The organism is Streptomyces sp. NPDC004031 (genome assembly GCF_053604375.1).
The window spans coordinates 18173-43970 of the sequence record NZ_JBSGHL010000027.1; the positions used below are offsets into that span (position 1 = coordinate 18173).

At 75.3% G+C, this 25798-nt stretch carries 21 protein-coding genes; 9 read left to right on the plus strand and 12 right to left on the minus strand.

Annotation, left to right across the window (positions count from 1 at the left end):
• Nucleotides 1-101 precede the first annotated feature (101 nt).
• From ACWERV_RS19005 to ACWERV_RS19035, 7 genes are all read right to left on the minus strand, one after another.
• Entirely contained in the window at nt 102-1001 is a 900-nt protein-coding gene (locus tag ACWERV_RS19005) for an NAD-dependent epimerase/dehydratase family protein (protein ID WP_452934288.1), read from the minus strand.
• A complete protein-coding gene (locus ACWERV_RS19010) occupies nt 998-2071 on the minus strand; it encodes a cytochrome P450 (RefSeq protein WP_452934291.1) in 1074 nt (357 codons plus the stop codon). Before ACWERV_RS19010 ends, ACWERV_RS19005 begins: the two co-directional genes overlap by 4 nt.
• Nucleotides 2064-3533: an AMP-binding protein gene (locus ACWERV_RS19015; protein WP_452934294.1), complete on the minus strand. Its 1470-nt coding sequence runs from the start codon at nt 3531-3533 to the stop codon at nt 2064-2066. Before ACWERV_RS19015 ends, ACWERV_RS19010 begins: the two co-directional genes overlap by 8 nt.
• A 314-nt stretch (nt 3534-3847) precedes the next feature.
• Nucleotides 3848-4588 carry a glycosyltransferase family A protein gene (locus ACWERV_RS19020; protein WP_452934297.1) on the minus strand — a complete coding sequence of 247 codons (741 nt, stop codon included), beginning with the start codon at nt 4586-4588 and terminating at the stop codon, nt 3848-3850.
• Entirely contained in the window at nt 4585-5634 is a 1050-nt protein-coding gene (locus ACWERV_RS19025) for a 3-oxoacyl-ACP synthase III family protein (protein ID WP_452934300.1), read from the minus strand. The genes ACWERV_RS19020 and ACWERV_RS19025 overlap by 4 nt, the downstream gene beginning before the upstream one ends.
• A gap of 127 nt (nt 5635-5761) precedes the next feature.
• On the minus strand, nt 5762-7507 hold the full coding sequence (locus ACWERV_RS19030; protein ID WP_452934301.1) for a protein kinase domain-containing protein: 1746 nt from the start codon (nt 7505-7507) through the stop codon (nt 5762-5764).
• A gap of 228 nt (nt 7508-7735) precedes the next feature.
• A complete protein-coding gene (locus tag ACWERV_RS19035; RefSeq protein ID WP_452934304.1) occupies nt 7736-8404 on the minus strand; it encodes a GntR family transcriptional regulator in 669 nt (222 codons plus the stop codon).
• A gap of 169 nt (nt 8405-8573) precedes the next feature.
• Here ACWERV_RS19035 and ACWERV_RS19040 point away from each other — a divergent pair, with 169 nt between their 5' ends.
• The 3 genes from ACWERV_RS19040 (at nt 8574) to ACWERV_RS19050 (ending at nt 11585) form a co-directional block, all read left to right on the plus strand.
• A complete protein-coding gene (locus ACWERV_RS19040; RefSeq protein WP_452934306.1) occupies nt 8574-9389 on the plus strand; it encodes an iron-sulfur protein in 816 nt (271 codons plus the stop codon).
• A 190-nt stretch (nt 9390-9579) separates the two neighbouring features.
• Nucleotides 9580-10665, plus strand: coding sequence for a DUF2637 domain-containing protein (locus ACWERV_RS19045; RefSeq protein ID WP_452934308.1), 1086 nt, complete (start codon nt 9580-9582; stop codon nt 10663-10665).
• Between the two features lie 173 nt (nt 10666-10838).
• On the plus strand, nt 10839-11585 hold the full coding sequence (locus ACWERV_RS19050) for an SDR family oxidoreductase (protein WP_452934309.1): 747 nt from the start codon (nt 10839-10841) through the stop codon (nt 11583-11585).
• A gap of 70 nt (nt 11586-11655) precedes the next feature.
• On the opposite strand, the gene ACWERV_RS19055 is transcribed toward ACWERV_RS19050, so the two are convergent.
• Nucleotides 11656-12303: an ATP-binding protein gene (locus ACWERV_RS19055; protein WP_452934312.1), complete on the minus strand. Its 648-nt coding sequence runs from the start codon at nt 12301-12303 to the stop codon at nt 11656-11658.
• A 100-nt stretch (nt 12304-12403) separates the two neighbouring features.
• On the opposite strand from ACWERV_RS19055, the gene ACWERV_RS19060 reads away from it, so the two are divergent.
• Nucleotides 12404-15235 carry a fascin domain-containing protein gene (locus ACWERV_RS19060; RefSeq protein ID WP_452934314.1) on the plus strand — a complete coding sequence of 944 codons (2832 nt, stop codon included), beginning with the start codon at nt 12404-12406 and terminating at the stop codon, nt 15233-15235.
• A gap of 43 nt (nt 15236-15278) precedes the next feature.
• Here ACWERV_RS19060 and ACWERV_RS19065 read toward each other — a convergent pair whose 3' ends face one another.
• Complete coding sequence (locus ACWERV_RS19065) at nt 15279-17021, minus strand: pyruvate dehydrogenase (protein ID WP_398178404.1); 1743 nt, start codon at nt 17019-17021, stop codon at nt 15279-15281.
• 84 nt (nt 17022-17105) lie between these two features.
• Nucleotides 17106-18224 carry a protein phosphatase 2C domain-containing protein gene (locus ACWERV_RS19070; protein ID WP_452934315.1) on the minus strand — a complete coding sequence of 373 codons (1119 nt, stop codon included), beginning with the start codon at nt 18222-18224 and terminating at the stop codon, nt 17106-17108.
• Nucleotides 18225-20272: 2048 nt separating this feature from the next.
• Here ACWERV_RS19070 and ACWERV_RS19075 point away from each other — a divergent pair.
• Nucleotides 20273-20758, plus strand: coding sequence for a DUF456 domain-containing protein (locus ACWERV_RS19075; RefSeq protein ID WP_452934318.1), 486 nt, complete (start codon nt 20273-20275; stop codon nt 20756-20758).
• Between the two features lie 18 nt (nt 20759-20776).
• Here the strand turns inward: ACWERV_RS19075 and ACWERV_RS19080 are convergent, their stop codons facing one another.
• Nucleotides 20777-21124, minus strand: coding sequence for a VOC family protein (locus ACWERV_RS19080; protein WP_452934320.1), 348 nt, complete (start codon nt 21122-21124; stop codon nt 20777-20779).
• Between the two features lie 124 nt (nt 21125-21248).
• On the opposite strand from ACWERV_RS19080, the gene ACWERV_RS19085 reads away from it, so the two are divergent.
• The 4 genes from ACWERV_RS19085 (at nt 21249) to ACWERV_RS19100 (ending at nt 24575) form a co-directional block, all read left to right on the plus strand.
• A complete protein-coding gene (locus ACWERV_RS19085) occupies nt 21249-22394 on the plus strand; it encodes a carboxylate-amine ligase (protein ID WP_452934323.1) in 1146 nt (381 codons plus the stop codon).
• A 203-nt stretch (nt 22395-22597) separates the two neighbouring features.
• Nucleotides 22598-22984 carry a PPOX class F420-dependent oxidoreductase gene (locus ACWERV_RS19090; RefSeq protein WP_452934325.1) on the plus strand — a complete coding sequence of 129 codons (387 nt, stop codon included), beginning with the start codon at nt 22598-22600 and terminating at the stop codon, nt 22982-22984.
• Between the two features lie 186 nt (nt 22985-23170).
• Nucleotides 23171-24220: a LacI family DNA-binding transcriptional regulator gene (locus ACWERV_RS19095; RefSeq protein ID WP_452934328.1), complete on the plus strand. Its 1050-nt coding sequence runs from the start codon at nt 23171-23173 to the stop codon at nt 24218-24220.
• 223 nt (nt 24221-24443) lie between these two features.
• Nucleotides 24444-24575: a hypothetical protein gene (locus ACWERV_RS19100; RefSeq protein WP_398178383.1), complete on the plus strand. Its 132-nt coding sequence runs from the start codon at nt 24444-24446 to the stop codon at nt 24573-24575.
• 82 nt (nt 24576-24657) lie between these two features.
• Here the strand turns inward: ACWERV_RS19100 and rsgA are convergent, their stop codons facing one another.
• Nucleotides 24658-25767, minus strand: coding sequence for a ribosome small subunit-dependent GTPase A (rsgA, locus tag ACWERV_RS19105; RefSeq protein WP_452934330.1), 1110 nt, complete (start codon nt 25765-25767; stop codon nt 24658-24660).
• Nucleotides 25768-25798 lie beyond the last annotated feature (31 nt).

Here is a 25798-nt window from a genome sequence, read left to right on the forward strand (position 1 = left end):
GGGCACCCCGGAGCGCAAGGGGCGCGGGGAACTGCGCGACCAGCCACCGACGGCGGGGAGATCCCGGCACGGACCGCACGAGGCAGCCCGGAGGGCTGGGCTCATCCCGTGTAGGAGTCCAGCGAGTGGGTGGGGGTCCAGCCCCGGGACCGGGCACGGGAGATGTCGAGGACGACCCCGCGGGCGAGCTGGTCCACCGCGTAGCGGGTCAGCGGGGGCTCCCTCCCGGGCCGGACACGGCCCACCGCTTCGGTCACCCGCGCCGCCAGCCCGGCGAGAGGCACGGGCACGTGCCGCACCCTCGCCCGTACACCGTGGGCACCGAGCACGAACCCCACCGCCGCGTCCCGCCCGTACGCGCCCGCGTCGGCGATGTTGTACGCCCCGGGCGCCCACGCGGCAGCGGCAAGGCAGGCCTCCGCCAGGTTCTCCACCGCCGTGAGGCTGAGCCGCACGTCGGAGCCGGGCAGCAGCAGCACTCCCCCGCGGACGCGGGCCAGCAGTCGTGGCACGAGGTGCGGGTCCCCGGCGCCGTACACCGCGCGGGGCCGCAGCACGACCGCGCCCGCCGCGAGGGCCAGCGCCTCGCCCGCCGCTTTCGTGCGGCCGTACGCGTTGAGCTGGTCGCGCACGGGATGGTCCTCCGCGACCGGGACGCCCGACCGTGCGACGGGCGCGTAGACGCTGGCGCTGCTCACCCACACCAGGGGCCGCCCGGCGGCGGCCCGCAGCAGCCGTGCGGTGCCCGCGACGTTGACCGCGTGCATGGCGGCCTCCGCGGCCGAGCCCGGTACGGGGTCGCCGACCGCCGCCGCGCAGTGGACGACGACGTCCGCGCCGTCCAGGTCCGGCACCTCCCGCGCCGCGTCCCACGGGACGTGCCGCCCGACCGGCCCCGGACGGCGTCCGACGCACAGCACGCGGGCGCCCCGCGCCGCCGCCCGCGCCGCGACGTATCCGCCGCAGAAGCCGCTCGCGCCCGTCACGGCGACGGTGGTCACCGGCCCGCCCGTACGACGAGGGTCCGCCAGCCGGGCAGCGCGGCCCGCCGGTCCACCCGGGCCCGTACGACGACGGGATGGTACGGCGCGAGCGCGGCGAGCACGTCGTCGAGCTGCTCCCGCGCCAGCCGCGCCCCCGGGCACGCGTGGCTCCCGGCCCCGAAGACCAGGTGCGCGAGCGCGGGCGGCGCCGGGTGGCGCACGTCCGGCGGCGTCCGGTGGGCCCGTACGGCGTGCCGGGCGACCAGGACGAGGCGGTCCCCGCGGCGCACCGGGCACCCGCCCAGCTCCGCGTCCGCGGCGGCCACCCGCGGCAGCACCGGCGACGGGGCGGTCACCCGCAGCAGTTCGCCCACGAGCGCGGCCCGGCTGTCCGCGTCCGCCGCGTACCCCCACCACCCCGCCCGCGCGCACCATGCCGCGGCCCGGGGCACCGCCGCGACCGTCGTGTTCACCCCGGCCACGGCGAGCACCCCCGGCAGCCCTCCGGTCCCCACCAGCGACGCCAGCTCCTTCGCGGCCTCCGCGGCCCGCCGCGCCGCGAACGGGCGCCGTGGGCCGGGCAGTTCGGCCCGTACCGCAGCCGCGGCCGCCGCGCTCGCCGCCTCCGCGACGGCCTCCGGCGGCGCCGTCACCCCGAGCAGCGCGCACACCGTGGCGCCCGCCAACTCGCGGGCCAGCGGCACGAGATCCACGTCGCGGCCCGCGCCGAGCGGGGCGATCCGGCGGTCCAGGACCGCACGCCACACGGGCCGCAGCCGCTCCGTTCCCGCGGCCCCGAGCCCCTCCGCGACGGCGCGCCGACTGCCCCGGTGTTCGCCGCCCTCCTCGTCGAACAGGCCTCCGCCGGAGCCGAGTTCCCGCACCGCACCGCCCGTGGTACCGGCCGCGGCGCGATCGAGCGGGATCCGGGTGAGGGCTTCCCGGTACGGCCCGGCCCCGTTCACCACCACGGTCCTCCCCAGCCGGACGACCTCCCTCCTCCGCACCCCCGCGAGCAGGGCGAACAGCACGGGATGAGCCCTGCCGTACACCCGCCGGTCGAACCGCCGTGCGGCCCCTTCACCCACGGGATCCCCCTCCTCGGAGGCGGTCCGCCGCCAGCCGGGCCGCCGCCGCACGGTCCGGTTTCCGCGAACGGCCCCCCAGCGGGACGTCCGCCAGGACCACCGCGTCCGGCCGCGCGGCGCCCATCCGGGCGAGCGGGGCCGCCAGCGCCGCCCGCACCTCCCGCGCATCCACACCCGCGACGGGCTGGACGACGGCGACCAGCCGCTCGTCCCCGTCCTCCGCGGGCACGCCCACCAGCAGCGCCAGTTCCACCCCGGCCACGTGCAGCGCGGGCTCGTACAGCCCCGGGTAGATGTTCTCCGCGTCGCGCAGCACCATGTCCTTCACCCGCCCCTCCAGGACGATCCGGCCACCCCCGTCCACACCGCCCCGGTCGCCGGTCGCGACCCACTCCTCCGCCGCCTCGCCCAGGTAGCGGTCCCGCGCCGCCGGACCTGCCAGCAGCAACTGGCCGCCGTCGTCCGTACGGGCGCGTACGCCGGGCAGTGGGGCACCGACGAGGTCCCCGGGACCCCCGTACGCGGCTTTCTCCGCCTGCTCGACCGCGGCGGCCGGGAAGAGTTCGGTGAGCGCGTAGACACCCCACGCCTCGTCGGCGCCCGCCCGCCGGACGCGGGTGAGGAGTTCGGCGCTCGCGGGGGCGGAGCCCGTCCACACCCGGCCGGTGAAGGCGGCGCCCTCCGCGAGCACCCGCCGCAGCTGAGGCGGCGTCAGATACGTCGCCTGCGGCTTGAGCCGCCGCAACTGGCGGGCCAGCGCACGCGGTGAGCGCGCGGGCAGGGCGACGGGCGCGCCGGAGGCGAGGGAGGGGACGAGGACGAAGAAGGTCCCGCCGAGCACGGGCCGGTCCGGCGCGGGCCGGACGAGATCGGCGACGGTCCGCATACCGGCGGCCAGCGAGGCCCGGGTGTGGACGACGGCCCGTGGCCGCGACGTCGTCCCGGAGGTGAAGACGATCGCGGCGTCACCGTCCCCGTCCACGGCCCGCGGCATAACGCCCGACCGCGCCCCCGCGTCCAGCCCGGCCGCACAGCCCGGCAGCCGCGGCCCGACGGTGGCGACGGGCCCCAGCTCCGCCAGGTCCGGCAGAGCGAGCTGCGCCCGCCGGGCGAGCGGACGCGCCCACCCGGCCACCGCCTGCGCCGTCGCGTCCGCGAGCACGACATCGGGCCGCGCGAGCGCCAGCCGGGCCCGCAGCACATCGGGCCCGGCCCCCGGATCCAGCACCGCCCCGCGCGCCCCGAGCCGGTGCACGGCCAGCAGCACCGCGAGCGCCCGCGGCCCCGGCCGCACGGCGACCCCGACCGTCCCGCCCACCCCGATCCCCCGCGCGTGCAGCGCCCGCGCGTACCGGTCGGCGAGATCGCCCAACTCCCCCCGGGTGACGGCAGTCCGCACACCCCGCAACACGGCAGGCCTCTCCGGCGCCTTGCGCAGCCCCCGCGCGAGTTCGTCCAGCACGATCCGATTCCCCCTATGACGAAGCCGAGTTCGAACAACACCCCCACCGACAGGCAGCCGCCGAGCCGCCCCGGAGGGGGACGGTGCGGGGTGCCCCCGCAGGAATGCGCTGTCAGTGCCTCACCAACTCAATACGAGGGTGAACGCGCATTCCGAGGAGGTGCCCCGTGGCGGCCCCCGCCCCACCCGCGGCGCGCCGCGACAGGGGCGCGTGGAACGGCGCGACAAGCCCCCACCCACAGAAGGTCGCACGACAAACCTCACCACCCACCCCCGAGCGCAACCGCAACCGCAAGCGCAACCGCAACCGCACCTCACCGCGGATCCTCCCCCCGCAGCCCCGCCCCGCGGTCCAGGTACCAGCGCGCCGTCCCCACCACCCCGTACGCCCGCAGCCGCCGCGTGGAGTTCTCCACGACCATGCCCCGGGCGTGCACGATCGACGCGGTGTGCCGCCGCACCCGGTTGAGGAAGAGGCGATCCGTCGGCGACGGACGCCTCGGCATGCCCCCCACCGCCTCGTACAGCGCCGCGGTGACGGCCATGTTGTTGCCGGCGTGCATGCGGTACGGCGCGAGGTAGCCGTGGCTGCGGCGGTGCGCGGGGCGGAGCCGGCCGAAGAGCGCGGCGGCGCGCACGAGTCCGCGGAAGGCCGCGCGCCCGAGCGCCCCGTGCTCGTCGCGGCGCGCGTCGATGCGGCCGCAGACGAGCCCCGCGCCGCGCGCGAGCGCGTCGCGTGCCGCGGCGGTCCAGTCGGGCCGGGGCAGGCAGTCCGCGTCGGTGCGGGCGAGCAGCGTGGCCCCGCTGCGTATCGCGTAGCGGAATCCGGTGTCGACGGCGCAGCCGACGCCCTTGTCGGGCTCGTCGATGACGTGCACGGGGAAGGGCGCCCAGCGGGCGAAGTCGCAGGCGAGCGCGGATGTGCCGTCCGTGGAGGCGTTGTCGACGACGACGAGGGTGAAGTCGCGGTCGTGTTGCGCGGCGAGCGCTTCGAGTGTGCCGCTGATGCGCGCGGCCTCCTGGTGGGCGGGGACGACGACCCACAGCGCGCTCATGCCTTCTCCCAGACCATCGACATGACGCTGGCGCCGCCGCCGAGTCCGACGAAGAGCACCCGGTCGCCGGGGGCGAGCCCGGCGTGGACGCGGTCGAGCTGGACGCCGAGCGTGGCGCTGGCCATGTTGCCGAGTTCGGGGACGGTGACGACGAGCCGGTCGCGCGGCACCCCGGTGAGTTCCACGAAGCGGTCGAGGTAGGGCAGGGTGACCTGGTGGACGAGGACGTACCGGAAGTCGTCCCATTCCAGTCCGGTGCGCTCGCGCATGCGGTCGAGCACGCGCATGCCGAACCGTTCGAAGACGGTGCGCAGTTGGCGGCCGTCGCCGTGGAAGTAGGTGTGCTCGTCGCCGCGCGGGTGGCGCGAGCCGCCGCCGAAGATGCCGCCGAGCGGCCAGTGTTCGGAGCGGGTCTCGGTGTCGACGTCGAGGATGCCGCCGCGTGCGACGGGTTCGACGACGACGGCGGCTCCGGCGTCGCCGAAGGTGTAGCCCGCGAAGCCGTCCTTGAGCTGGTCGGGGCCGGACGGGGCGTGCCGTACGGCGCGGCTGGGGGTCTCGCCGGTGACGACGAGGGCGCGGCGGGCGCGCCCGGCGAGGATCATCGCGCGGGCGGTGTCGATGCCGTTGACGAAGCTGTTGCAGGCGTTGGTGACGTCCAGCGCGTGGGCGCTGGAGCCGAGTTCGGCCTGGACGATGTGGGCGGTAGCGGGTTCGACGACGTCGCGGGTGGCGGAGGCGAAGACCAGGAGGTCGAGGTCGCCGGGTGCCAGGTCCGCGCGGGCGAGTGCGGTGCGGGCCGCGCGGACGGCGAGGGTCGAGGCGTACTCGCCCTCCCCGGCGGCGCGGCGGGTGGCGATCCCGGTGGCCCGCTCGACCATCCGGGGCGGCAGCCGCAGTCCGGCCGCCGCGCTGATCCGCTCCTGCAACTCGGCTGAGCTGACGCTCCGTTCGGGCAGCCATGCGGCTGCCGCGGTGATGCCCGCCCGTATCGCGCGGGGTGCGACGCCCGCGCGGGGCGCGGTGGTCTGGAGGTCCGTTGCCATGCCGCGATGCTATGAGCCGATTCGAACGTCTTGCCTGAGTACGCGTACTCAATCGCCTTACGTCACGGCCTCCTTGCGGGCGGCGGCGAGCCGCGTACGCACCCGGCGCGGGGGGCCGCGGGCGGTCTCACCGCCTGAGGGTCGGGGCGCCGAGGACGAGATCGCCCATCAGGCAGTGGGGGTTGGGCTCGGTGTCGGAGAAGACGATGGTCAGCCGCAGGCCGCCGGTCACGGGGACGTCGATCGAGGCGGGACGGCCGACGTCGACCTCATCGGTGTACACCTGCTGGTCGTCGACGTAGAGCGTGACTTTCGCGGCGATGTCGGAGGAGTCGTCGTCGATCCCGGCGACCATGGTGAGGCGGTTCCAGTCGCGTCCCAGGTTGTAGGAGACCGATCCCCCGCAGCGGGCCGTCCGCCCGTTGTCGACGACGAGCGCTTCGGGGTAGGGAGTGGTGTCGACGGTTCCGCTGCCGTTCTGCAGGGAGCCGTCCGGGTCGCGGGCGACGGGCTGGAGGTCCGTCAGGGACAGGGTGGACGGCGTCGTCGTGGGCGGCTCGGTGGTGGGTTCGGTGCCCGGGGCCGCCGCGGGGGCGGAGGACGGCACCGGGCTCGTGGTGCCCGTCGAGCCGGGCTGCGGGGTGTCCCGGTCCTTGGCCGACCCGCCCCCGGTCCCGTGGTCGGTGACGAGGTAGGCGACGAGGGAGACCGCGATGACCGCGGCGAGGACGGCGAACGCGACCAGCGCCCTGCGCGGCCCCCGGGACCGGGCCGGGGGCGGGCCGGGCTGGAGCAGGGTGCCCGGCCGGTAGGGCTCGGTCAGCCGCGGCGGCGCGGCGGGCGCGGCCGGGTACGCGGAGGGCGGCGGCGCGTAGGGCGAGGCGGCGGGCCCCGCGGAAGCGGACCCGGCGGCGGGCGGAGCCGCGCGCAGCGTCTGCGCCTCCGGCGAGGGCGTGCTCCCGACGGACCGGCGCAGCTCCGCGACCCATGCCGTCAGCTCCCGGGGCCGCCGCTCCGGGTCCGCCGCGGCGATGGCGCACAGCCGTTCGCGGGTGTCCGCGGGCAGCGCCGCGAGCTGCGGGAGGGCGCCGAGGGCGTGCGCCAGCTGGTCGGGGACGACCGGCGGCGTCTGGCCGCTGAGCAGGAAGTAGGCGAGGCCGCCGAAGGCGTAGCGGTCGGTGGCGGGGGTCCGCTTGCCCTCGAAGACCTCGGGCGCGGCGTATCCGGGGGTGAACCACACCTGGGCGGTGCTGCCTTCGGCGGTGAGCTTGCTGAGCCCGAAGTCGACGAGGGTGGTCCGGCCGCGCTCGTCGACCATGACGTTGCCGGGCGAGAGGTCGCCGTGCACGACGAGCCGGCGCGAGGGGGTGGCGAGTCCGGAGTGCAGGAAGTCGAGCGTCTCGGCGAGCTGGGCGAGGACGTGGGCGACCTCCTGCCGGTCCGCGCCGTGCGCGGTGCCCGGCGCGGAGCCGTCCGCGGGGCCGCGCGCGGCGCGCCAGTCGCGCAGGTCGAGCCCGTCGACGTAGTTGAGCACCAGGACGAGGGCGCGGCCGCTCACCGTGGCGGCCTCGCCGGGGCGGTGGACGGGCTGGGCCTCGAAGTACTCGCGCACGCCGACGACGCCGGGGCGGTGCACGAAGCGCAGCAGTTCCGCCTGCTCCTTCCAGCGGCGGCCGATCCGCTCGAACTCCTCCTGGCTCACGGTGGCGGCGGTGTCGAAGACCTTGAGGACGACCGGCTCGGTCTGCCCGGCGAGTTCGAGTTCGGCGAGGAAGAGCAGCGCCTCGCCGCCCCTGCCGAGCGAGCGGACCAGCCGGTAGCGGTCCGGTTCCGTCTCCGGACCGATCCGCTGAGACGTGTCCGCACCGGCCACGACGCCCCCCACCCCGACGAACCTCATGAACCCGACAGATCGGCCCACGGAACGCATCCGTCGCCGACGGGACGACTGTAGTGCGGCGGAAGGGCCGCCGGTGGCCGTTCCCCGGCCAATGGCCGCACTGCCACCCGGAGGACGGAATTCCCCCGGTGCACCCTTGCGCCGCAGGTCAGCGGGCCGCGCAGGCCTCACCCACCGGGACGGCGGGCTCAGGCGGCGGGCTCAGGGGCAGGCGGCGAGGTGGGTGCGCAGCAGCGGTTCGGTCGGGGCGCCGGTGGCGAGCGCGTCGAGCAGGGCGTCGTGGTGCGCGGCGTGGGCGCGCAGGTCGGGGCGCGGGCCGTCGGTGGGCCACTGGGCGCGGCGGTGCAGGCCGTCGGCGACGTCGAGCAGGTGGGTGTTGCCCATGTGCCGCAGCAGCGCGCGGTGGAAGGCGCGGTCGGCCTCGGCGTACCCGGCGCGGTCGCCGGACGCGGCGGCGGCGTGCGCGGCGTCGGCGAGCGGCCGCAGCTCGGCCCAGCGCGCGGCCGGGACGCTGCGGGCCAGCGACTGCACGACGGGTATCTCGACCAGCATCCGCACCTGCGCGATCTCCGCGAGGTCGGCGGGTGTGCTGCGGGTCACCCGGAAGCCGCGGTTGGGCAGCACCTCCAGGGCGCCCTCCTGGGCGAGCAGCTGCATGGCCTCCCGGACGGGCGTGGCCGACACGCCGTAGCGCGCGGCGAGCGCGGGCGCGGAATGCACCGAGCCCGGCGGCAGCTCGGCGGTGAGCAGCGCGGCCCGCAGCTCGGCGAGCACCTGCCCGCGTACGGAGTGCCGCTCGGGCATCCGCCGCGGCTCGGGCAGCGGCGCCCGGCCGTGGGCGCCGTCCCGCAGGGACGCTGAAGCCTCCATCAGCCGCTCCACCTCTCCCGTCCCGTCGTTGTGGCCGGACCGCCCGGCGGGGATACCGCGCGCCCCCTGGGTCACCCCTATGGCGTACTGCGGTGAGCATAATCGCCGTTCTCACAGGGTAAGGTAAGCCTCACCTTTGCTGATCTTCGGCTCCCCGGAGGGCCCCCGCATGTCCGTGACCAGCACCGCTTACGCCCGGCTCGCCGCGGCCTTCCCCGGCCTGCGGGTCGCCGAGGGCGCGCCGCGCTCCGGCGGCGGCTGGGTCGCGGCGGCGGAGCTGGCGGGGGGCGGCGCGGCCCTGGACGCCTTCACCGGGCAGGACACCGAGGAGCTGACGCGGGAGTACGGCCGCCCGCCGCGCCCGCATGTCGCGGCCGCGCTCGCCCTGCACCGCTACGCCTGGCCCGCGTGCCTGCTCTTCACGGTGCCGTGGTTCCTGCACCGCCGGGTGCCGCGGCTGCCGGTCGCGGAGGTGTCCTTCCACCGCGCGACGGGCGCCATGACCGTACGCGCCGGCGCCTTCGCCTGCCTGCCGGACGACCCGGCGGCGGACCTGCCGGGGGCGCGTACGGTGCCGGACGAGGCGGCGCTGCGCGACGAGCTGCGGGCGGCGGTGGCCGAGCATCTGGCGCCGCTGCTGGACGCGTTCGGGCCGCGTATGCGGCGCGGGCCGCGCGCGCTGTGGGCGATGGCGACCGACGAGATCACCGAAGGCCTGTACTACGTCGCGGGGTTGCTGGGCGAGCAGGAGCGCGCCGTCGCGGAGCTGACCGGGCTGCTGCCGGGCGGCACCGCCCCGTTCGCGGGCGGCGCGGGCTTCCGTACCGCGTCCCTCGCGGGCAACGGGGGCGCGCCCGCGGACGGTTGCGCGCGCGACCGGCTCACCTGCTGCCTCTTCTACACCGTCAGCCCCGAGCAGAGTTGCGTTTCGTGCCCGCGCGCGACCGCTTCCGACCGGATCGGGCGCCGCGCGGCGGCGGCCTGACGGGCCGCGCTACGATCTCGCTCAACTAGACTGCTCTGGCACGCGAGTTCGAGCAAACGTCCCTCTTCACGGGATTTCGCCGGGACTCTTGTGCCATAACGTCTGCACTCACCCGCGCTCTTCGCAAAGATGTCGGTCGTACGCCGTCCCGCGGCCCGAGCGCGACGGGAAGCGACTCTAGGAAACGCATATGAGAGACATATCGCTGGACTGGGTGCTCTCGGGCATCGTAGGCCTGGTCGTGCTCGCGGCGTGCGCGGTCGTGTTCCGCACCCGCCGCACGCAGAACGCGGAGAACAAGCCCGCGGACTCCTGGGAGCGCAGCGAGGAGCGCCGCCGCCGCAAGGAGGCGGTCTACGGCAGCGCGTCGTACGTACTGCTGTTCTGCTGCGCCGCGGTCGCGGCCGCGCTCTCCTTCCACGGCCTGGTGGGCTTCGGCCGGGAGAACCTGAACCTGACCGGCGGGTGGGAGTACCTGGTGCCGTTCGGCCTGGACGGGGCGGCGATGTTCTGCTCCGTGCTGGCGGTGCGGGAGGCCAGCCACGGTGACGCGGCACTGGGCTCGCGCATGCTGGTGTGGCTGTTCGCGGGCGCCGCGGCCTGGTTCAACTGGGTGCACGCGCCGCGCGGCATGGGCCACGCGGGCGCGCCGCAGTTCTTCGCCGGCATGTCGCTGTCGGCCGCGGTCCTCTTCGACCGCGCCCTGAAGCAGACCCGCCGGGCGGCGCTGCGCGAGCAGGGCCTCGTGCCGCGCCCGCTGCCGCAGATCCGCATGGTGCGCTGGCTGCGCGCCCCGCGCGAGACCTTCGCCGCGTGGTCGCTGATGCTGCTGGAGGGCGTCCGCTCGCTCGACGAGGCGGTCGAGGAGGTCCGCGAGGACAAGCGGCAGCGCGAGAACAACCAGCTGCGCCGCCGCGAGCACGACCGGCTGGAGCGGGCCAAGATCAAGGCGCTGAGCCGGCAGGGCCGTTCCTGGCCGCGCGGCGGTGGCGGCCGCCAGGTGCCGGTGGAGCTGCCCGCGACGAGCCTGGCCGGTACGGCCGAGGCCTCCTCGGAGCCCGCCATAACCGGTTCCGGCTCGGCCTCGTCCGACCTCCCGGTCCGGGCGCTGCCCGCGCTCCAGCCGGTGCGCGACGAGGCCGCGGAGGGCGCCGGAAAGGCGGCGGCCGCCGGGTCCTTTCCGATCGACCTGACGGCCGAGGACGACACCATGACGCTGCCGCGGCTGGACTCGCTGGAGCGCAAACTGGCCGAGATGGAGCGGCAGTTCGGCTGACCGCCGCCGCACCGAGGACCGCGCGGGACCGCGTACGGGCACTGGCCGCCCGTACGCGGTCCCGCGGCTTCTGCGGGCGGACCCCGCGGATCGCTCACCGCGAACTGCCGCCTTTTCACCGCCGGTTGCCGCTAGCGTCGGTCGCCTGACTCGGCAACCGGGAGGCGGCGGCAGTGGACGAGGGCGTACGGGGCAGGGCGGCGGTCGTCACGGGCGGCTCGCGGGGGATCGGACGGGCCGTCGTGGAACGGCTGTGCGCGGACGGGGCCGAGGTCGTCTTCGGGTACCGCAGCGACGAGCGCGCGGCGGCCGACGTCACGGCCGCGGTCCGCGCGGCGGGCGGCCGGGCGCACGCCGTGCGCGTCGACCTGGCCGACCCGGACGGGCCGGAGGAGCTGATGCGCACCGCCGAGGAGCAGCTCGGCGGCCTCGACATCCTGGTCAACAACGCGGCGCTCTCGCACAAGGCGACGACGCTCGCCGAGACCGGCACCGACCTCTTCGACGCGGTGCTCGCGGTGAACACCCGCGCGGTCTTCCTGACGCTGCGGTACGCGGCCCGCCGGATGCGCGACGGCGGGCGGATCGTCACCGTCTCGTCGGTCAACACCGCGCGGGCCGCACGCGGCATCGGGGCGTACGCGGCGAGCAAGGGCGCGATCGAGCAGCTCACGGCGGTGGCCGCACAGGAGCTGGGACCGCGAGGCATCACGGCGAACACGGTGTCGCCCGGCGCCACGGACACCGACCTGCTGCGGTCGGTCAACCCGGCGGAGGCGCTGGAGGCCGTCGCCGGGATCACCCCGCTCGGCCGGCTCGGGCTGCCGTCCGACATCGCCGCCGCCGTCGCCTTCCTCACCGGCCCCGACGGCCGCTGGATCACCGGCCAGAACCTGCGCGCGACGGGCGGCCTGGCCTAGGGCCTGTCCGCTGAGCACCGCCCGGCGGAGGGCGCCTCGCACCACCTGGGGCGCCCTGACCCGGCGCGTCTCAGGCGGCGGCCGCCGCCTCGATCTCGAACCACACGACCTTGCCCGCGCCGCGCGCCTGGACGCCCCACGTGTCGGCGAGCGCCTCGACGAGGAGCAGCCCGCGGCCGGATGTCGCGTCGTCGGCGGGGCGTCCACCGCCGGGCGGGCGACGGCCGAGCGAGTCGTGCACCTCCACCCGCAGTTTGCGCGCGGGGCCCGCGGAGAGTGTGGCCGTCAACACGGCGCCGCCGCCGGTGTGCTGGAGCGCGTTGGTGACGATCTCGGTGGTGAGCAGTTCGGCGGTGTCGGCGAGTGCCGGTACACCCCACTGGCGCAGGTGGTCCCGCAGGCGTCTGCGGGATTCCGCGACGGCCCGCAGATCCGCGCGACGGACCGCGTACCGTAGACGATTCCCCGTGCTGTCCGTGAGCCTCCCCCGTTCTGGTCCGGACCGATTCCCCTGACAGAGGCATGCCCCGCGTGCACCCCGTCCAGTCCTGTGACGCGCGCGACGGCGCGGCACGCGGGGCGGACGCGGGGCGGCGGGGCCTGCCGGGGCGGCGGAGCGGCAACGGGCTTTCCGCCAGGGGACCTTGATAGGTCGGATGTATGACGTGCCGATGTCTTGACACGACCCCGCCCTCCCGCCACTGTGTGGCCCATTCACCCCTCGCCATCCATGGGTGAATGCGCCTGTACCACAGGTCTTCTCGCCTCAGGAGGAACCGCTCGTGAACCGAAAGCCCCACACTTTCGGCCGACGCCGAATGATCCGACCACCAGCCCTGGCCGTTGCGGCGCTGCTCGCGGCCGGTGTGCTGGTCCCCGCCGTCTCCCCCACGTCCGCTTCGGCGGCGACGGCGACCACCGCGTGGCAGAACGGCAGCTACCACGTGGACACACCCAACGTGGTGCGCCGCTCCGACATCGTGCTGGGCTCGCCCAACTCCCAGGCCGCGCAGTCGCTGCCGCTCGGCAACGGCTCGCTCGGCGTCGCCGCGTGGGCGGCCGGCGGCTTCACCGCGCAGCTCAACCGGGCCGACACGCTGCCCGGCCGCAAGTCGCCGGGCCAGGTGCAGATCCCGGGCCTGTCCAAGCTCACCGGCGCCTCGGACTTCAAGGGCACCCTCGACCTGTACACCGGGGTGCTCACCGAGACCGGCGGCGGCATGACGCTCAAGGCATGGGTGTCGGCCACCAAGGACGAGCTGATCGTCGACGTGACCGGCGCCGACCCGAACACCGCGCAGTCCGCGACCGTCAGCCTGTGGTCGGGCCGCAGCCCGCAGGCCGCCGCGTCCGGTGCGATCGGCACCCTCGCCGAGACGTGGGTGGACAACCAGGAGGCCGGTTACTCCGGAAAGACGTTCGGCTCGCTCGCCGCACTGTCGGCGGGCGGCCGCAACGTGTCGGCCCAGGTCGTCAACAGCACCCAGGTGAAGGTCAACTTCACGCCGAACACCGACGGTTCGTACCGCGTGATCGTCGGCTCCCCCACCTGGACGGGCGGCAACGCCGGCAGCACCGCGTCGGGCCTGCTGGGCTCGGACGCGACCGCCTCCGAGTCGTCGCTGCTCGGCTCGCAGCAGTCGTGGTGGGCCAACTACTGGGCGAACACCGGCATCCTGGAGGCCAACTCCTCCGACGGCCAGGCCCAGTACATGGAGTCGCTGCGCACGATCTACCTCTTCATGGAGGCCGCCTCGATGCGCGGGACCATCCCGGGCAGCCAGGCGGGCGTGGCCGACATGTTCAACTTCGGCCAGGACCACCAGAACTGGACGCCCTCGGCGACCTGGCTGTGGAATCTGCGCACCCAGATCTCCGCGAACATGTCCTCGGGCAACTTCGCCCTCAACATCCCGATCTTCAACCTCTACCAGAACAGCCTCGCCGGTATCGAGGCGTGGACCAAGCAGCAGATGGGCGGCCTGCCAGGCGCCTGCGTGCCCGAGGTCATGCGCTTCAACGGCAACGGCGGCGACCCGGGCGCCGGGGCCAACGCGGCGTGCAGCCAGCCCGGCAGCCCCAACTGGAACGCGCTGAACGTCACTTCGGGCGCGGAGATCAGCCTCTACGTGTGGCAGCAGTACCAGGACACCGGCGACCTGAACTTCCTGCGGACCTACTACCCGCTGATGAAGGACTCCGCGGTCTTCCTGCTCGCCTACCAGAAGGTCGGCTCCGACGGGAAGCTGCACGCGGTCGCCAACGCGCACGAGACCCAGTGGGCGGTGCAGGACCCGACCACCGACCTCGCGGCGGACGCCGCCCTCTTCCCGGCGGTGATCAAGGCGGCGCAACTGCTGAACACCGGTGACACCACCCTGATCAACCAGCTCACCACCGCGCAGGGCCAGATACCGGACTGGGCGCGTACGGACTACGGCCGCACGCAGGTGCTGCCGCCGTCCGCCGACGCGCAGGGCAACGACATGATCGCGGACTCCTACCAGCCGACCGCGCAGATCAGGAACAGCGAGAACATCGGCCTGGAGCCGGTGTGGCCGTACAACCTCATCACCGACGAGCCGGGCGCGCTGCACGACCTGGGCGTGCGCACCTACAACCACCGGCCGGTGACCGGCGGCAACGACTGGAGCATGGACGCCATCGACGCGGCCCGGCTGGGGCTGGCGAGCGAGGTCGCGGCCAAGCTGGTGTCCATCACGCAGGGCCACCAGGTCTACATCAACGGCCTGGCCGACCTCGGCAACAGCGTGGGCACGGAAGGCTACATCGAGCAGATCTCGGGGGTCGCCACCGCGCTGAACGAGGCGCTGGTGCAGGACTACGACGGGCTGCTGCGGATCGCGCCCGCGTGGCCGTCCGGCTGGGACGTCAGCGGCACGGTCGCGGTGCAGGGCAACACCAAGGTCGATGTGCAGGTGCAGGGCGGCACCCCGGTCACGGTCGCCATCCAGGCCGGGTCGTCGCAGACCATGCGTGTGCGCAACCCCTGGCCGGGCCAGGCGATCCGGGTCGTCAACGGGTCGTCGGGCGCGGTCGTGGTCTCCTCCACCACCGCGGGCACCATCAGCGTGCCCGTCGCCTCCGGCCAGTCCTACCTGGTCGAGCGCACCGGCACGCCCACGAGTTCGCTGCCGTACGCGCAGGTCGGCGGTTCGCCCGCGACCGCCGCCAAGCACCTGGGCAACGTCCAGATTGGCCTGGACGGCGGGGGCGGCACCAACCCCGGCAACGGCAGCGTCATCAGCCTGCGGGCGCACGCCAACGGCGACTACGTCACGGCCGAGGACGCCGGGGCGTCACCGCTCATCGCCAACCGCACGGCGATCGGGCCGTGGGAGCAGTTCGACGAGATCGACGCGGGCGGCGGCTACATCGCGCTGCGCGCGCACGCCAACAACAAGTACGTCACCGCCGACAACGCCGGAGCCGCGCCGCTGCTGGCGAAGGTCGACGCGGTCGGCACCTGGGAGCAGTTCCAGCTGATCCACAACGGTGACGGCAGCGTCAGCCTCAAGGCGCGCGTCAACGGCGACTACGTGACCGCGGAGAACGGGGGCGCCGCGGCGCTCATCGCCAACCGCACCGCGATCGGCCCCTGGGAGGAGTTCGACCTGATCACCAACTGACCGCACCCGCACGGCAGGCAGCGTGCCGCGTCCCGCAGCGGTTCTACGGGCGCGGCACGTTGCGCAGGTTCGAGCGGGCCAGCTGCACCATCTTGCCGACCCCGCCGTCCAGCACCACCTTGCCGACCGACAGTGCGAAACCGCCGATCTGCTCGCCGGTGATCTTCGGCGGGATGGACAGCGCGTGCGGGTCGGTCACCACGTCCACCAGTGCCGGGCCCTTGTGCCGGAAGGCGTCCCGCAGCGCCGCACGCAGCTCCTTGGGCTTCTCCACCCGCACCCCGTACGCGCCCGCCGCGCGCGCCACCGCCGCGAAGTCCGGGTTGTGGTTGGTGGTCCCGTACGCGGGCAGGCCCTCGACCATCATCTCCAGCTCGACCATGCCGAGCGAGGAGTTGTCGAACAGCACGACCTTCACCGGCAGGTCGTACTGCACCAGGGTGAGGAAGTCGCCCATCAGCATGCTGAACCCGCCGTCACCGGACATCGACACGACCTGCCGCCCGCGGTCCAGGAACTGCGCGCCGATCGCCTGCGGCAGCGCGTTGGCCATCGAGCCGTGCGTGAACGAACCGATCACCCGGCGGCGGCCGTTGGGCGTGAGGTAGCGGGCCGCCCACACGTTGCACATCCCGGTGTCGACGGTGAAGACCGCGTCGTCGTCGGCCTCCTCGTCCAGCACCGAGGCCACGTACTCGGGGTGGATCGGCCGGTGCTTGTCGACCTTGCGGGTGTAGGCCTTGACGACGCCCTCCAGCGCGTCGCTGTGCTTCTTCAGCATCCGGTCCAGGAACCGCCGGTCGGACTTCTCCCGCACCTTCGGGGTGAGGCAGCGCAGCGTCTCGCCGACGTCCCCCCACACCGCGAGATCCAGCTTCGAGCGGCGGCCCAGGTGTTCGGGCCGCATGTCCACCTGGACGATCGCCACGTCGTCGGGCAGGAAGGCGTTGTACGGGAAGTCCGTGCCCAGCAGGATCAGCAGATCGCACTCGTGCATCGCCTCGTACGCGGCCCCGTAACCGAGCAGCCCGCTCATGCCGACGTCGTAGGGGTTGTCGAACTGGATCCATTCTTTGCCCCGAAGCGCGTGCCCCACCGGCGACTTGACGCGCTCGGCGAAGGCCATGACCTCGTCGTGCGCGCCCGCGGTGCCGCTGCCGCAGAACAGCGTGATCCGCCGGGCGCCGTCCACCATGCGGGCCAGCGCGTCGAGTTCGGCGTCCCCCGGGCGCACCGTGGGGCGGCGGGTGACGAGCGCGTGCTCGATGCTGCGCTGCGGCGCGGGGTGCGCCGCGATGTCGCCGGGCAGGCTGATGACCGCCACGCCGCCACGGCCCACCGCGTGCTGGATCGCGGTCTGGAGCACCCGTGGCATCTGGGACGCGCTGGAGATCAGCTCGCTGTAGTGGCTGCACTCTGCGAACAGCCGGTCCGGGTGCGTCTCCTGGAAGTAGCTCGTGCCGATCTCGCTGCTGGGGATGTGCGAGGCGAGCGCGAGCACCGGGGCCATCGAGCGGTGCGCGTCGAAGAGCCCGTTGATGAGGTGCAGGTTGCCCGGCCCGCACGACCCGGCGCACGCCGCGAGCCGCCCGGTCAGCTGCGCCTCCGCGCCCGCGGCGAACGCGGCGGTCTCCTCGTGCCGCACGTGCACCCATTCGAGCGACCGGGTGCGCCGCACGGCGTCCACGACGGGGTTGAGGCTGTCGCCCACGACCCCGTACAGCCGCTGCACACCCGCGCGCACGAGAATGTCGACGAACTGCTCGGCCACGGTCTGCTTCGCCATGTACCCATCTCCGCACGAGTCCGGCGGCTCCGCATCCGCGGTGCGGCTCCCCGGGGGCGAGGTGGGCGTCACGGGCCGTGTGGGTCAGGCGTCCCAGACGGTCACCGCCGTACGGTCGTCGGCGTAGCCCTTGACGCGGGTCTGGACGTCGGCGAGGTAGCCCGCGAGGCCCGGCGCGCGCCCGCCGCCCCAGCGCTCGGCGAGCAGCGCCGCCAGCTCCGGCTCGCCCCGCAGCGGCTCGGCCAGCCCCGCGCTGCACATCACCAGGGCGTCACCCGGCTGGGCGGACGTCGCCCGGAAGCGGAAGGGCGAGCCGTCGTCCTCCGGGGCGATGTCCAGGTCCTGCCAGGCACCGTCCCGCACCCGGAAGAGCCCGCCGTCGCCGACCCCGAAGAAGAGCCGGATCGGGCAGCGCGGATCCACCGGCAGCAGCAGGCAGCGCAGCGCAGCGGTGTACGCGCCCTCCTCCAGGCCGAGATCCTCGCCGCGCGCCCGCAGCCGCCCGTAGCAGCGGTCGGTGAGCCGGTGCAGACCCGACTTCAGCGCGCCGCGCCGGGCCGCCCGCAGGTCGCCCGCCAGCCGCTCCCGGCTGCGGCCGACCGCCGCGGCGATCCACCGCACGGCGTCCTGCGCGGCACGGTGCGCGTCGTCCGCGGCCCGCGCGCCACTGGCCATCGCGACCAGCAGCAGGGCGTCCTCGCCCGAGCCGAAACGGGCGGTGAGCAGCGCGTCGCGACGCGGCTGGCCGCGGTAGCGCGCGGAATCCCCGCGCAGGCTGACCGTACGCAGCGTCATGCCCGCGTACTGCGCGCCGTCCAGCACGGTGTCCGGCACCAGGCCGTCCAGCCCGTCGGGATCGGCCTCGGGCCACGCGGTCGGCTCGGCCGCGTACGTCGGCGGCCCGCCGCCCACCACGGTCGCGGCCGGCTCCTCCTCCCCCGCCGCCACCCACCCGGGCGGCAACTCGGGCGCCCAGCGCACGGTGCCCTCCGTGAACGCCGTGTCCCCCCACGCCCCGTCCCCGGCGGGCGGCAACTCGGCCCGCACGGCGGGCGGCTCGATCGCGGCGGGACCCGCGCCGGGGCCGACCCCACCGGCCGCGGCGGGCCGCAGCGCGGGCGCCCCCGCGGGATCGGCCCCCTCCGCCGGGGCCACGGGCGCGGGCTCCGTCTCCGGCTCCGGCTCCGTCTCCGTCTCCGGCACGGCGCGTCCCGGCGACGCGAACGCGTCAGCGAGCGAGCGGTACGCATCGGACTCACCCCCGCGCCCCACCCCCGGCCGCGGCACCCCCACCCGCACCCGCCCGGTCGGCACCTCGACCCCACCCTGGGGTGAGTACGCCCCGCCCGCCGCGCGATAAGGGTTCTCCTCCTCCCGGGAAGCCGCAGCACTCGGCCCGCCGGTGCCCCCGTCAGACCCCGCAGCCGCCCCGTCGGACGACTCGGCCGACACAACCGGCCCGGCCCCGGCATCGGAAGGCGGTGCGAACGGCTCGCGCCCGGCAGCGGGAGGCGTCACCGGCGGCGACGCGTACGGCCCTGGGACACCCGGCACGGACCCGGCGACAGGCGCCACGGGCGCGACCGACGACGCGGCGGGCGGCTGGCTCGGCTCCCGCCCGGCGACAGGCTCCCCGGGAGGATACGGCTGCGCAGAGTACGGCCCGGAACCACGCGGCACGGCAGGCGCCTCAGCGGACGGCCCGGACGACACGACCGGACCGGGACCGGCAGCAACAGGCGCGACCGGCGGCACCGCAGACCCGGCAGGCGGCGGGCTCGGCTCCGGCCCGGCAGCGGGAGGCGCCGTGTCGGGCTCGCTCGCGGGTGGGGTGCGGTAAGGGTTCTCCTCAGGGGCGACACGGGGTGGGCGGGGCGGGGCGTACGGGCCGCGTTCGGCGGGGGCGGGGGTCGACCAGGGCTCCGCCGGGCTGAACGTGGCGTCAGGGCCCGGCGCGGGCGGGCGCTCCTGCTGCTCGGGGAAGCGCGGCACCGGCCACCCCGCGGGCGGGGCCGACGCCCAGGGTTCCGCCGGGGCGGGCGGCGCGGCGCCCCACTCCTGGGCCGCAGGGGCCTCCTCCGGCTGCCCGGCCCGCGGCTCCGGCTCGGGTCGGGGCTGCACGGGGCGGCCCTCCGCCGCTCCGGGCCGCGGCGACCACACGGGCCAGCGGCGCGGCTCCTCGGCCCCTGCCTCTGCTTCTGCCTCTGCTTCTGCTTCTGCCGCGGGCCCGGCCTGCGCCTCCGCGGAAGCCGGGGCGTCGGCACCGCCCACGCGATCCTCGTCCGGCGAGGGGAACATCGGGCGGGCCGCCCACACGTCCCACGGCGGCGCCTCGGCGCCCCGCTCCTGCGCGACCTCGTCCGGCGCCCGGCCGCCCTCGTCCGCACTCGCGGACCCGGCCGACGACGGCGCGACGTCTCCCCGGCCTTCCGGCGGAACGGCCCCGCGCCCGTCGGACTCGGGCGAAGGCACCCCCGGGACCGGGACCACCGGCACGCGCTCTTCACCTGCGGGCGCCCCCGGCGGCACCGGTCCTCGCCCGCCCGCCACCGCGCCCTGCGGCGGAGTCACCGCAACGGCCCGCCCCGGCAACCGCACCACCGGCACCCGCGGCGCATCCCCCGCCGCCCCAGACCCGGCGGACACGCCCGGCGCAGCCCCCGCAGCTCCACCCTCCGCTTCCGGCGGGAACGGCGCGTCCCCCGCACGACCTCCCTCCGCCCCGGGCCCGGCAGGCGCGCCCGCCTCCGGCGGCACCGGCTCATCCACCGCCTCCGGCGGAACCGCCGGGGGCGTGCGGGTCGGGCGGGGCCAGGACGGGGGCGGGGGCGGCGGCACCGGGCGGCGCAGCCGGAGCGTTTCAGCAGGGGGTGACGCCGGGGGCGGCGGGGACATCGCCGTCAGCGCGGTGTCGAAGTGCTCGTCGACCGAGTCCGGCGCGGGACCTCCCGCGCCCCCCGCACCGGCCGCGCCGCCGGCCTCCTCGTCGTACAACTGCCGCCACCAGTCGTCCTCTTGACGCTTCGGTGAGTCCCCCTGCTGCCTCATGCCCTTATTGTCCACCGCCGGGCCCGCCGGGAAACGTGGAATCGCCGCACCGCGCGCCACCCCTCGCCGTCCGCTCCCCCACCGCACCCGCCCCACCAGCACCATCGCCCGGCTTCCCGCGGACACGGCGGCCCGTACCCGTACGGAGGTGCCAACCTCCACCCGCGGCGGCGGGAAGCGCGCGGATCCGGCAGGGTGGGGCCATGGGGACCGCACAGACGGGGCTGATCGGCGTCGTGATGCTGCTCGGCCTGGTGTGCGTGCCGGTGCCCGGTGTCCCGGGCACCCTGCTGTGCTGGGCGGCGGTGCTGTGGTGGGCGACGTCCGAGCACACGAGCCTGACGTGGGGCGTGCTCGCCGGGGCCACGGGGGTGCTGGCGGTCGCCCAGGTGGCGCTGTGGCTGCTGCCGAACCGCCGTATCCGCGCGTCCGGTCTCACCTGGCGCACGGTGATCGACGCGGGGGCGGTCGCCATCGCGGGCTTCTTCCTCGTGCCGGTGCTCGGTGCCGTCCTGGCCTTCGTGGGCTATCTCTACGTGTCCCAGCGCGTCCGGCTGGGCGGCGGCCACCGTGCGGCGTGGGGTGCGACCCGTACGGCGATGCGCGCGGTGGGCACGTCAGTGCTGGTGGAACTACTGGCGTGCCTGCTGGTCGCGGGCACCTGGCTGGGCGCGGTGATCGCGTCCTGAGCTCCCGCCGGGGAGGTCTCAGCGGTGGCCGAGGACGTTGACCACCTGCCCGCTCGGGTCCCGGACGAAGAAACGCCGCACGCCCCACTCCTCGTCCTGCAACGGGTGGACGATCTCCGCCCCGCTGCGCAGTACGCGGGCGTAGACGGCGTCCACGTCGTCCACCTCGATGCTGATGTCCGGGCTGACGGGCGCGGTCGCGTCGGCGGACATCACGCTGAGCTGCGCGGACGGTTCGACGGGCGAGGCGAACGTCATGATCCAGCCGTGGTCCATGACCGGCTCCAGGCCGATGAGCCCGTAGAACTCCCGGCTCTGCTCGGCGGCCAGGGAGTGGACGACAGGCACCACACGGCGTACGGACACGGTCTGCTTCCCTCCGCTGACGGCCGGGCCCGTGGACACGCGGACCCCCGTCCATTCCACCACGCCCGCCGCCGCTCCCCGCAGATCGACCGGTGACCCGGCGCTGCGCGGGTAGGCGCGGTGCATGAGCGGCGCGGACGACACGGCGAACCCGGCGCACCCGGCGGGCGGCGCGGGCCCGACCCTCGGCGTGGAGGAGGAGTACCTGCTCCTGGACCGGGAGTCGGGACGGCCCTGCCCCCGGGTGGGCGAGGTGCGGTCCGCCGCCCGGGACATCCCCTTCCTGCACCGCTCCGAGGTCGGCAACGAACTGCTCCAGGCGCAGATCGAGATCGCCACACCGGTGTGCGGCGATCTCGCGGAGGTGGCCGGCCAGCTGACCCGGCTGCGCGAGACGGTGGTGCGCGCGGCGGACCGCGCGGGCTGCCGGCTCGCCGCGACGGGCGCGGCCCCCTTCGCACCCGAGGACGCCGTGCCGGTGAGCCCGGAGCAGCGGTACCGCGACATGCGCGCCCAGGCGCGGCGGCTGGTGGACGAGCAGCTGATCTGCGGCATGCATGTGCACGTCGCCGTCCCGGACCGGGAGCGCGGGGCCGCCGCGCTGGGCCGGATCCGGCCGTGGCTGCCGGTGCTCCTGGCGCTGGGGGCGAACTCGCCGTTCTGGGACGGCCGCGACACCGGCTTCGCGGGCTGGCGCACGATCGTCAGCGACCGCTGGCCGGTCACCGGGCCGCCGCCGTACACCGCGGACGGCGCGGACTACGCGCGGGAGACGTCCGCGCTCCTCGACTCCGGGGTGATCGCCGACCTGGGGCAGGTCTACTGGCATGCCCGGCTGTCGGAGAGCTACCCCACGCTGGAGGTGCGGGTGTGCGACGTGCAGCTGGACACGGACGCCGCCGTCACCCTGGCGGGCCTGGCCCGCGCCCTGGTCGCGACCGCGCTGCGGGAGGCGGCGGAGGGCACCGAGCCGATCGTCTCCGGCGACGGCGTCCTGCGCGCCGCCGCGTGGCACGCCGCCCGGCACGGCGTGACGGGGACGCTGGTCCACCCGGTGCGCGGGACGCTCGCCCGCGCGGACGAGGTCGTGGACGCGTTCACCGCCCGGCTGGCCCCGGCGCTGCGGAGCACGGGCGACCTCGCGCGGGTCACCGCGGGCGTGGACCGGCTCCGCGCACAGGGCGGCGGCGCCACCCGCCAGCGTGCCGCCGCGGCCGCGTCGGGCCTCGACGGTCTCCTGCGCACGACCTCGGCCGCCGGCACGGGATGACCTCCGGCCGCCGCACCACCCCGTCACCGGAGGCACGCCCCCGTTGCCAGGCCCGCCCACGCGACCGAACGCCCCCGCCCTACCACCCCCGCCCGAGACCGGGCGACCGGCGGCCTCCGCCCTGCGACCTGGGCGGGGCGCCCGACACGCCCTACGCCGTGCGCCCGATGCGGGCCCGGTGGGGCGGTGGCAGGGTGGGCCGCATGACGAAACCGAGCACGCGCACCGAACTGGACGACGCCGAGCTGGCCTATCTGCGGGGGCAGCGCCTCGGGCGGCTCGCGACGGTGGACGCGAAGGGCCGCCCGCAGAACAACCCGGTGGGCTACTTCCTCCGCCCGGACGGCACGATCGACATCGGCGGCTATTCGATGGGCACCACGAAGAAGTGGCGGAACGTCGCCGCGAACGCGCATGTCTCGCTCGTCGTCGACGACATCGCGAGCGTGACGCCGTGGCGGGTGCGCGGTGTGGAGGTCCGCGGCACCGCCGAGCAGGTCGTCGGCCCGCACGACCTCGGGGCGCACATGAGCCCCGAGCTGATCCGGATCACCCCGTACGCGATCATCAGCTGGGGCGTGGAGGACTGAACCCGCGGTCCCCCGGCCCCTCCCGGGGGAGTCCGCCCGGGGTCCCTCCCCCCGGCTCCGGCCAGGACAAAGCTCACGCTGTGAAATAAGAGAGCGCTCTCACGCACGCCCGGTGACCCGTTACGCTGTCGGTGTCCGTACCGATCCCGGGATTTTCTGTTATCCGCGTGCGAAGGAGCCCTCCTCGTGTCCGACCCGACGTTCGCGGCCCGCCCGACGCTTGAGGAAGTGGCCGCCCGCGCCGGGGTCTCGCGGGCGACGGTCTCGCGGGTGGTCAACGGCAGCGAGGGCGTACGGGCGCCGCTGGCCGAGCGGGTGCGCGCGGCCGTCGACGAGCTGGGCTACGTGCCCAACCAGGCCGCCCGCACGCTGGTGACCCGGCGCAACGGCGCGGTCGCCGTCGTCGTCGCCGAGCCGGAGACGCGCTTCTTCGCCGACCCCTTCTTCGCCCAGCAGGTGCGCGGCATCAGCAAGGAACTGACCGTCCACGACAACCAGTTGGTGCTGCTGCTCACCGAGGGCGCCGCCGACTACCAGCGGGTGGGCCGCTATCTGGCCGGCGGCCATGTGGACGGGGCGCTCATCTTCTCGCTGCACGACGACAACTCGCTGCCGGAGATGGCCCGCCGGGCGGGTGTGGCCACCGTGATAGGCGGACGGCCGGGCTGGTCGGACGCGGTGGCCGGGCCGACGACGCTGTACGTCGACTGCGACAACCGGGGCGGCGCGCGCGACGCCGTACGCCATCTGCTGGGCCTGGGGCGCCGCCGTGTCGCGCACATCGCGGGCCCGCTGGACCAGACCGCGTCCATCGACCGCCTCGACGGTTTCCGCGACGTGCTGCCGAACACCGACCCGGCGCTGATCGCCGAGGGCGACTTCACCCCCGAGGGCGGCGCCCGCGCGATGGAGCAGTTGCTGGAGCGCGCTCCCGACCTGGACGCGGTGTTCGCCGCCTCCGACGTCATGGCGTCCGGTGCGCTGCGGTTGCTGCGGCGGCGCGGGCTGCGGGTGCCGGAGGACGTCGCGGTCGTCGGCTTCGACGACATCGTGTCGGTGGCGGAGTGGACCGACCCGCCGCTCACCACCATCCGGCAGGACATCGAGGAGATGGGCCGCATGATGGCGCGACTGCTGCTGCGCGCCCTGGAGTCGCCGTCCGGCGACGGCGTCGCCCCGGTCCCGCTCGCGCCGATCGTCACCCCCACCCAGCTGGTGGTGCGCGCCTCGGCGTGACGGCCGGGCTTCTCCGGCCGCCTCCGACGGCTCCGACGGCTCGCGACGACTCCGGACCGGCGGGCCGTCACGGTTTGCGCGGGGCCGTCCCGTTCGGGTGGGCGGCGGGTGAAACCGGTTGCGGGTGGCGTGGGTTGGGAACGACGGGCAACGGGAAGGTCACGGTCAGGCAGCGAACGTGAGGGAGCGGTGAAGGCCGCCCCAGAGGACGAGGAGGACTGCCATGGCCTACTCCGTGATTCTCGGAGTCGTGATAATCGCGCTCGTGGTGGCCGTCGTCATCGGCTCGTTCTGGAGCGCGGGCAGCCCGCTCGGGTCGCGCCGCCGCCAGGGACGGGGCGGCGGCGCGGGGTGAGAAGGGCCCTGCGGGCGGGGGCTCATGGGCCCGCGCCCGCAGGGGAGTTGTGGGAGCCGGGGTACGTCCGGCGTCCTGGCTCTCAGACCGTACGGCGGTGGCCACCCCCTCCGCCGCGCTTGCGCTCGTACATCTCCCGTCCGGCCGCCGAGCGCATCTTCCACTCGCGGCGCATCTCGGCGCGCAGCCGCTGGTCGGTGCGTGAGGCGATCCAGGCGTTCTCGCGCAGCAGTTTGCGGTAGCTGTCCAGGCGCCGGTGGGTGAGGCGGCCGTCGTCGAGGGCGGCCCGGACGGCGCAGCCCGGCTCGGTGTCGTGCGCGCAGTCCTGGAAGCGGCAGTCGGCGGCCATCTCCTCGATCTCGGCGAAGACTTGGCCGACGCCGTCCTGCGCGTCCCACAGCCCGACACCGCGCAGTCCGGGAGTGTCGACGACGGCCCCGCCGCCGGGCAGCACCCGCAGGTCGCGGGTGGTCGTGGTGTGCCGGCCCTTGCCGTCGGCGTCCCGGGTGGCCTGCACCTCCTGGACGTCGTGGCCGACCAGCGCGTTGGTCAGGGTGGACTTGCCCGCGCCGGACTGCCCGAGCAGGACGGAGGTGCCGTCGCCGATCACCGCGGTGAGCGCGTCGAGCCCCTCGCCGGTGGCGGAGCTGACGACCAGCACGTCGACGCCGGGCGCGGCGGCCTCGGCGTCGGCCCGCAGGAAGGAGGTGTCGGCGACGGTGTCGGCCTTGGTGAGCACCACGACCGGCCGGGAACCGCTCTCCCAGGCCAGCGACACGAAGCGCTCCAGCCGTCCGAGGTCGAGATCGGCGGCGAGCGAGACGCACACCACCGCGTAGTCGGTGTTCGCCGCGAGCACCTGCCCCTCGGAGCGTTTGGAGGAGGTGGAGCGGACGAAGGCGGTGCGCCGCGGCAGCAGCGCCCGGACGAACAGCGGGTCGCCCGCGGCGTCGACGGCGGCCCAGTCGCCCGTGCACACCACCTTCATCGGGTCGGGCGGCATCACCAGCGCGGTGTCCGCCCGCACCTGCCCGCCGGGGGTGACCAGGTCGCACTGGTCCCGGTCCACCCGCACCACCCGTCCGGGCAGCAGCCCCTGCGCGGCGTACGGGGCGAACTCCGCCTCCCACACGTCGTCCCAGCCGTAGGGCGTGAGGGCGTGGGAGGAGGCGTCACGAAAAGCGAAAGTCAACGGGAAACCCTTCACAAGGGTGGTCCCGGCG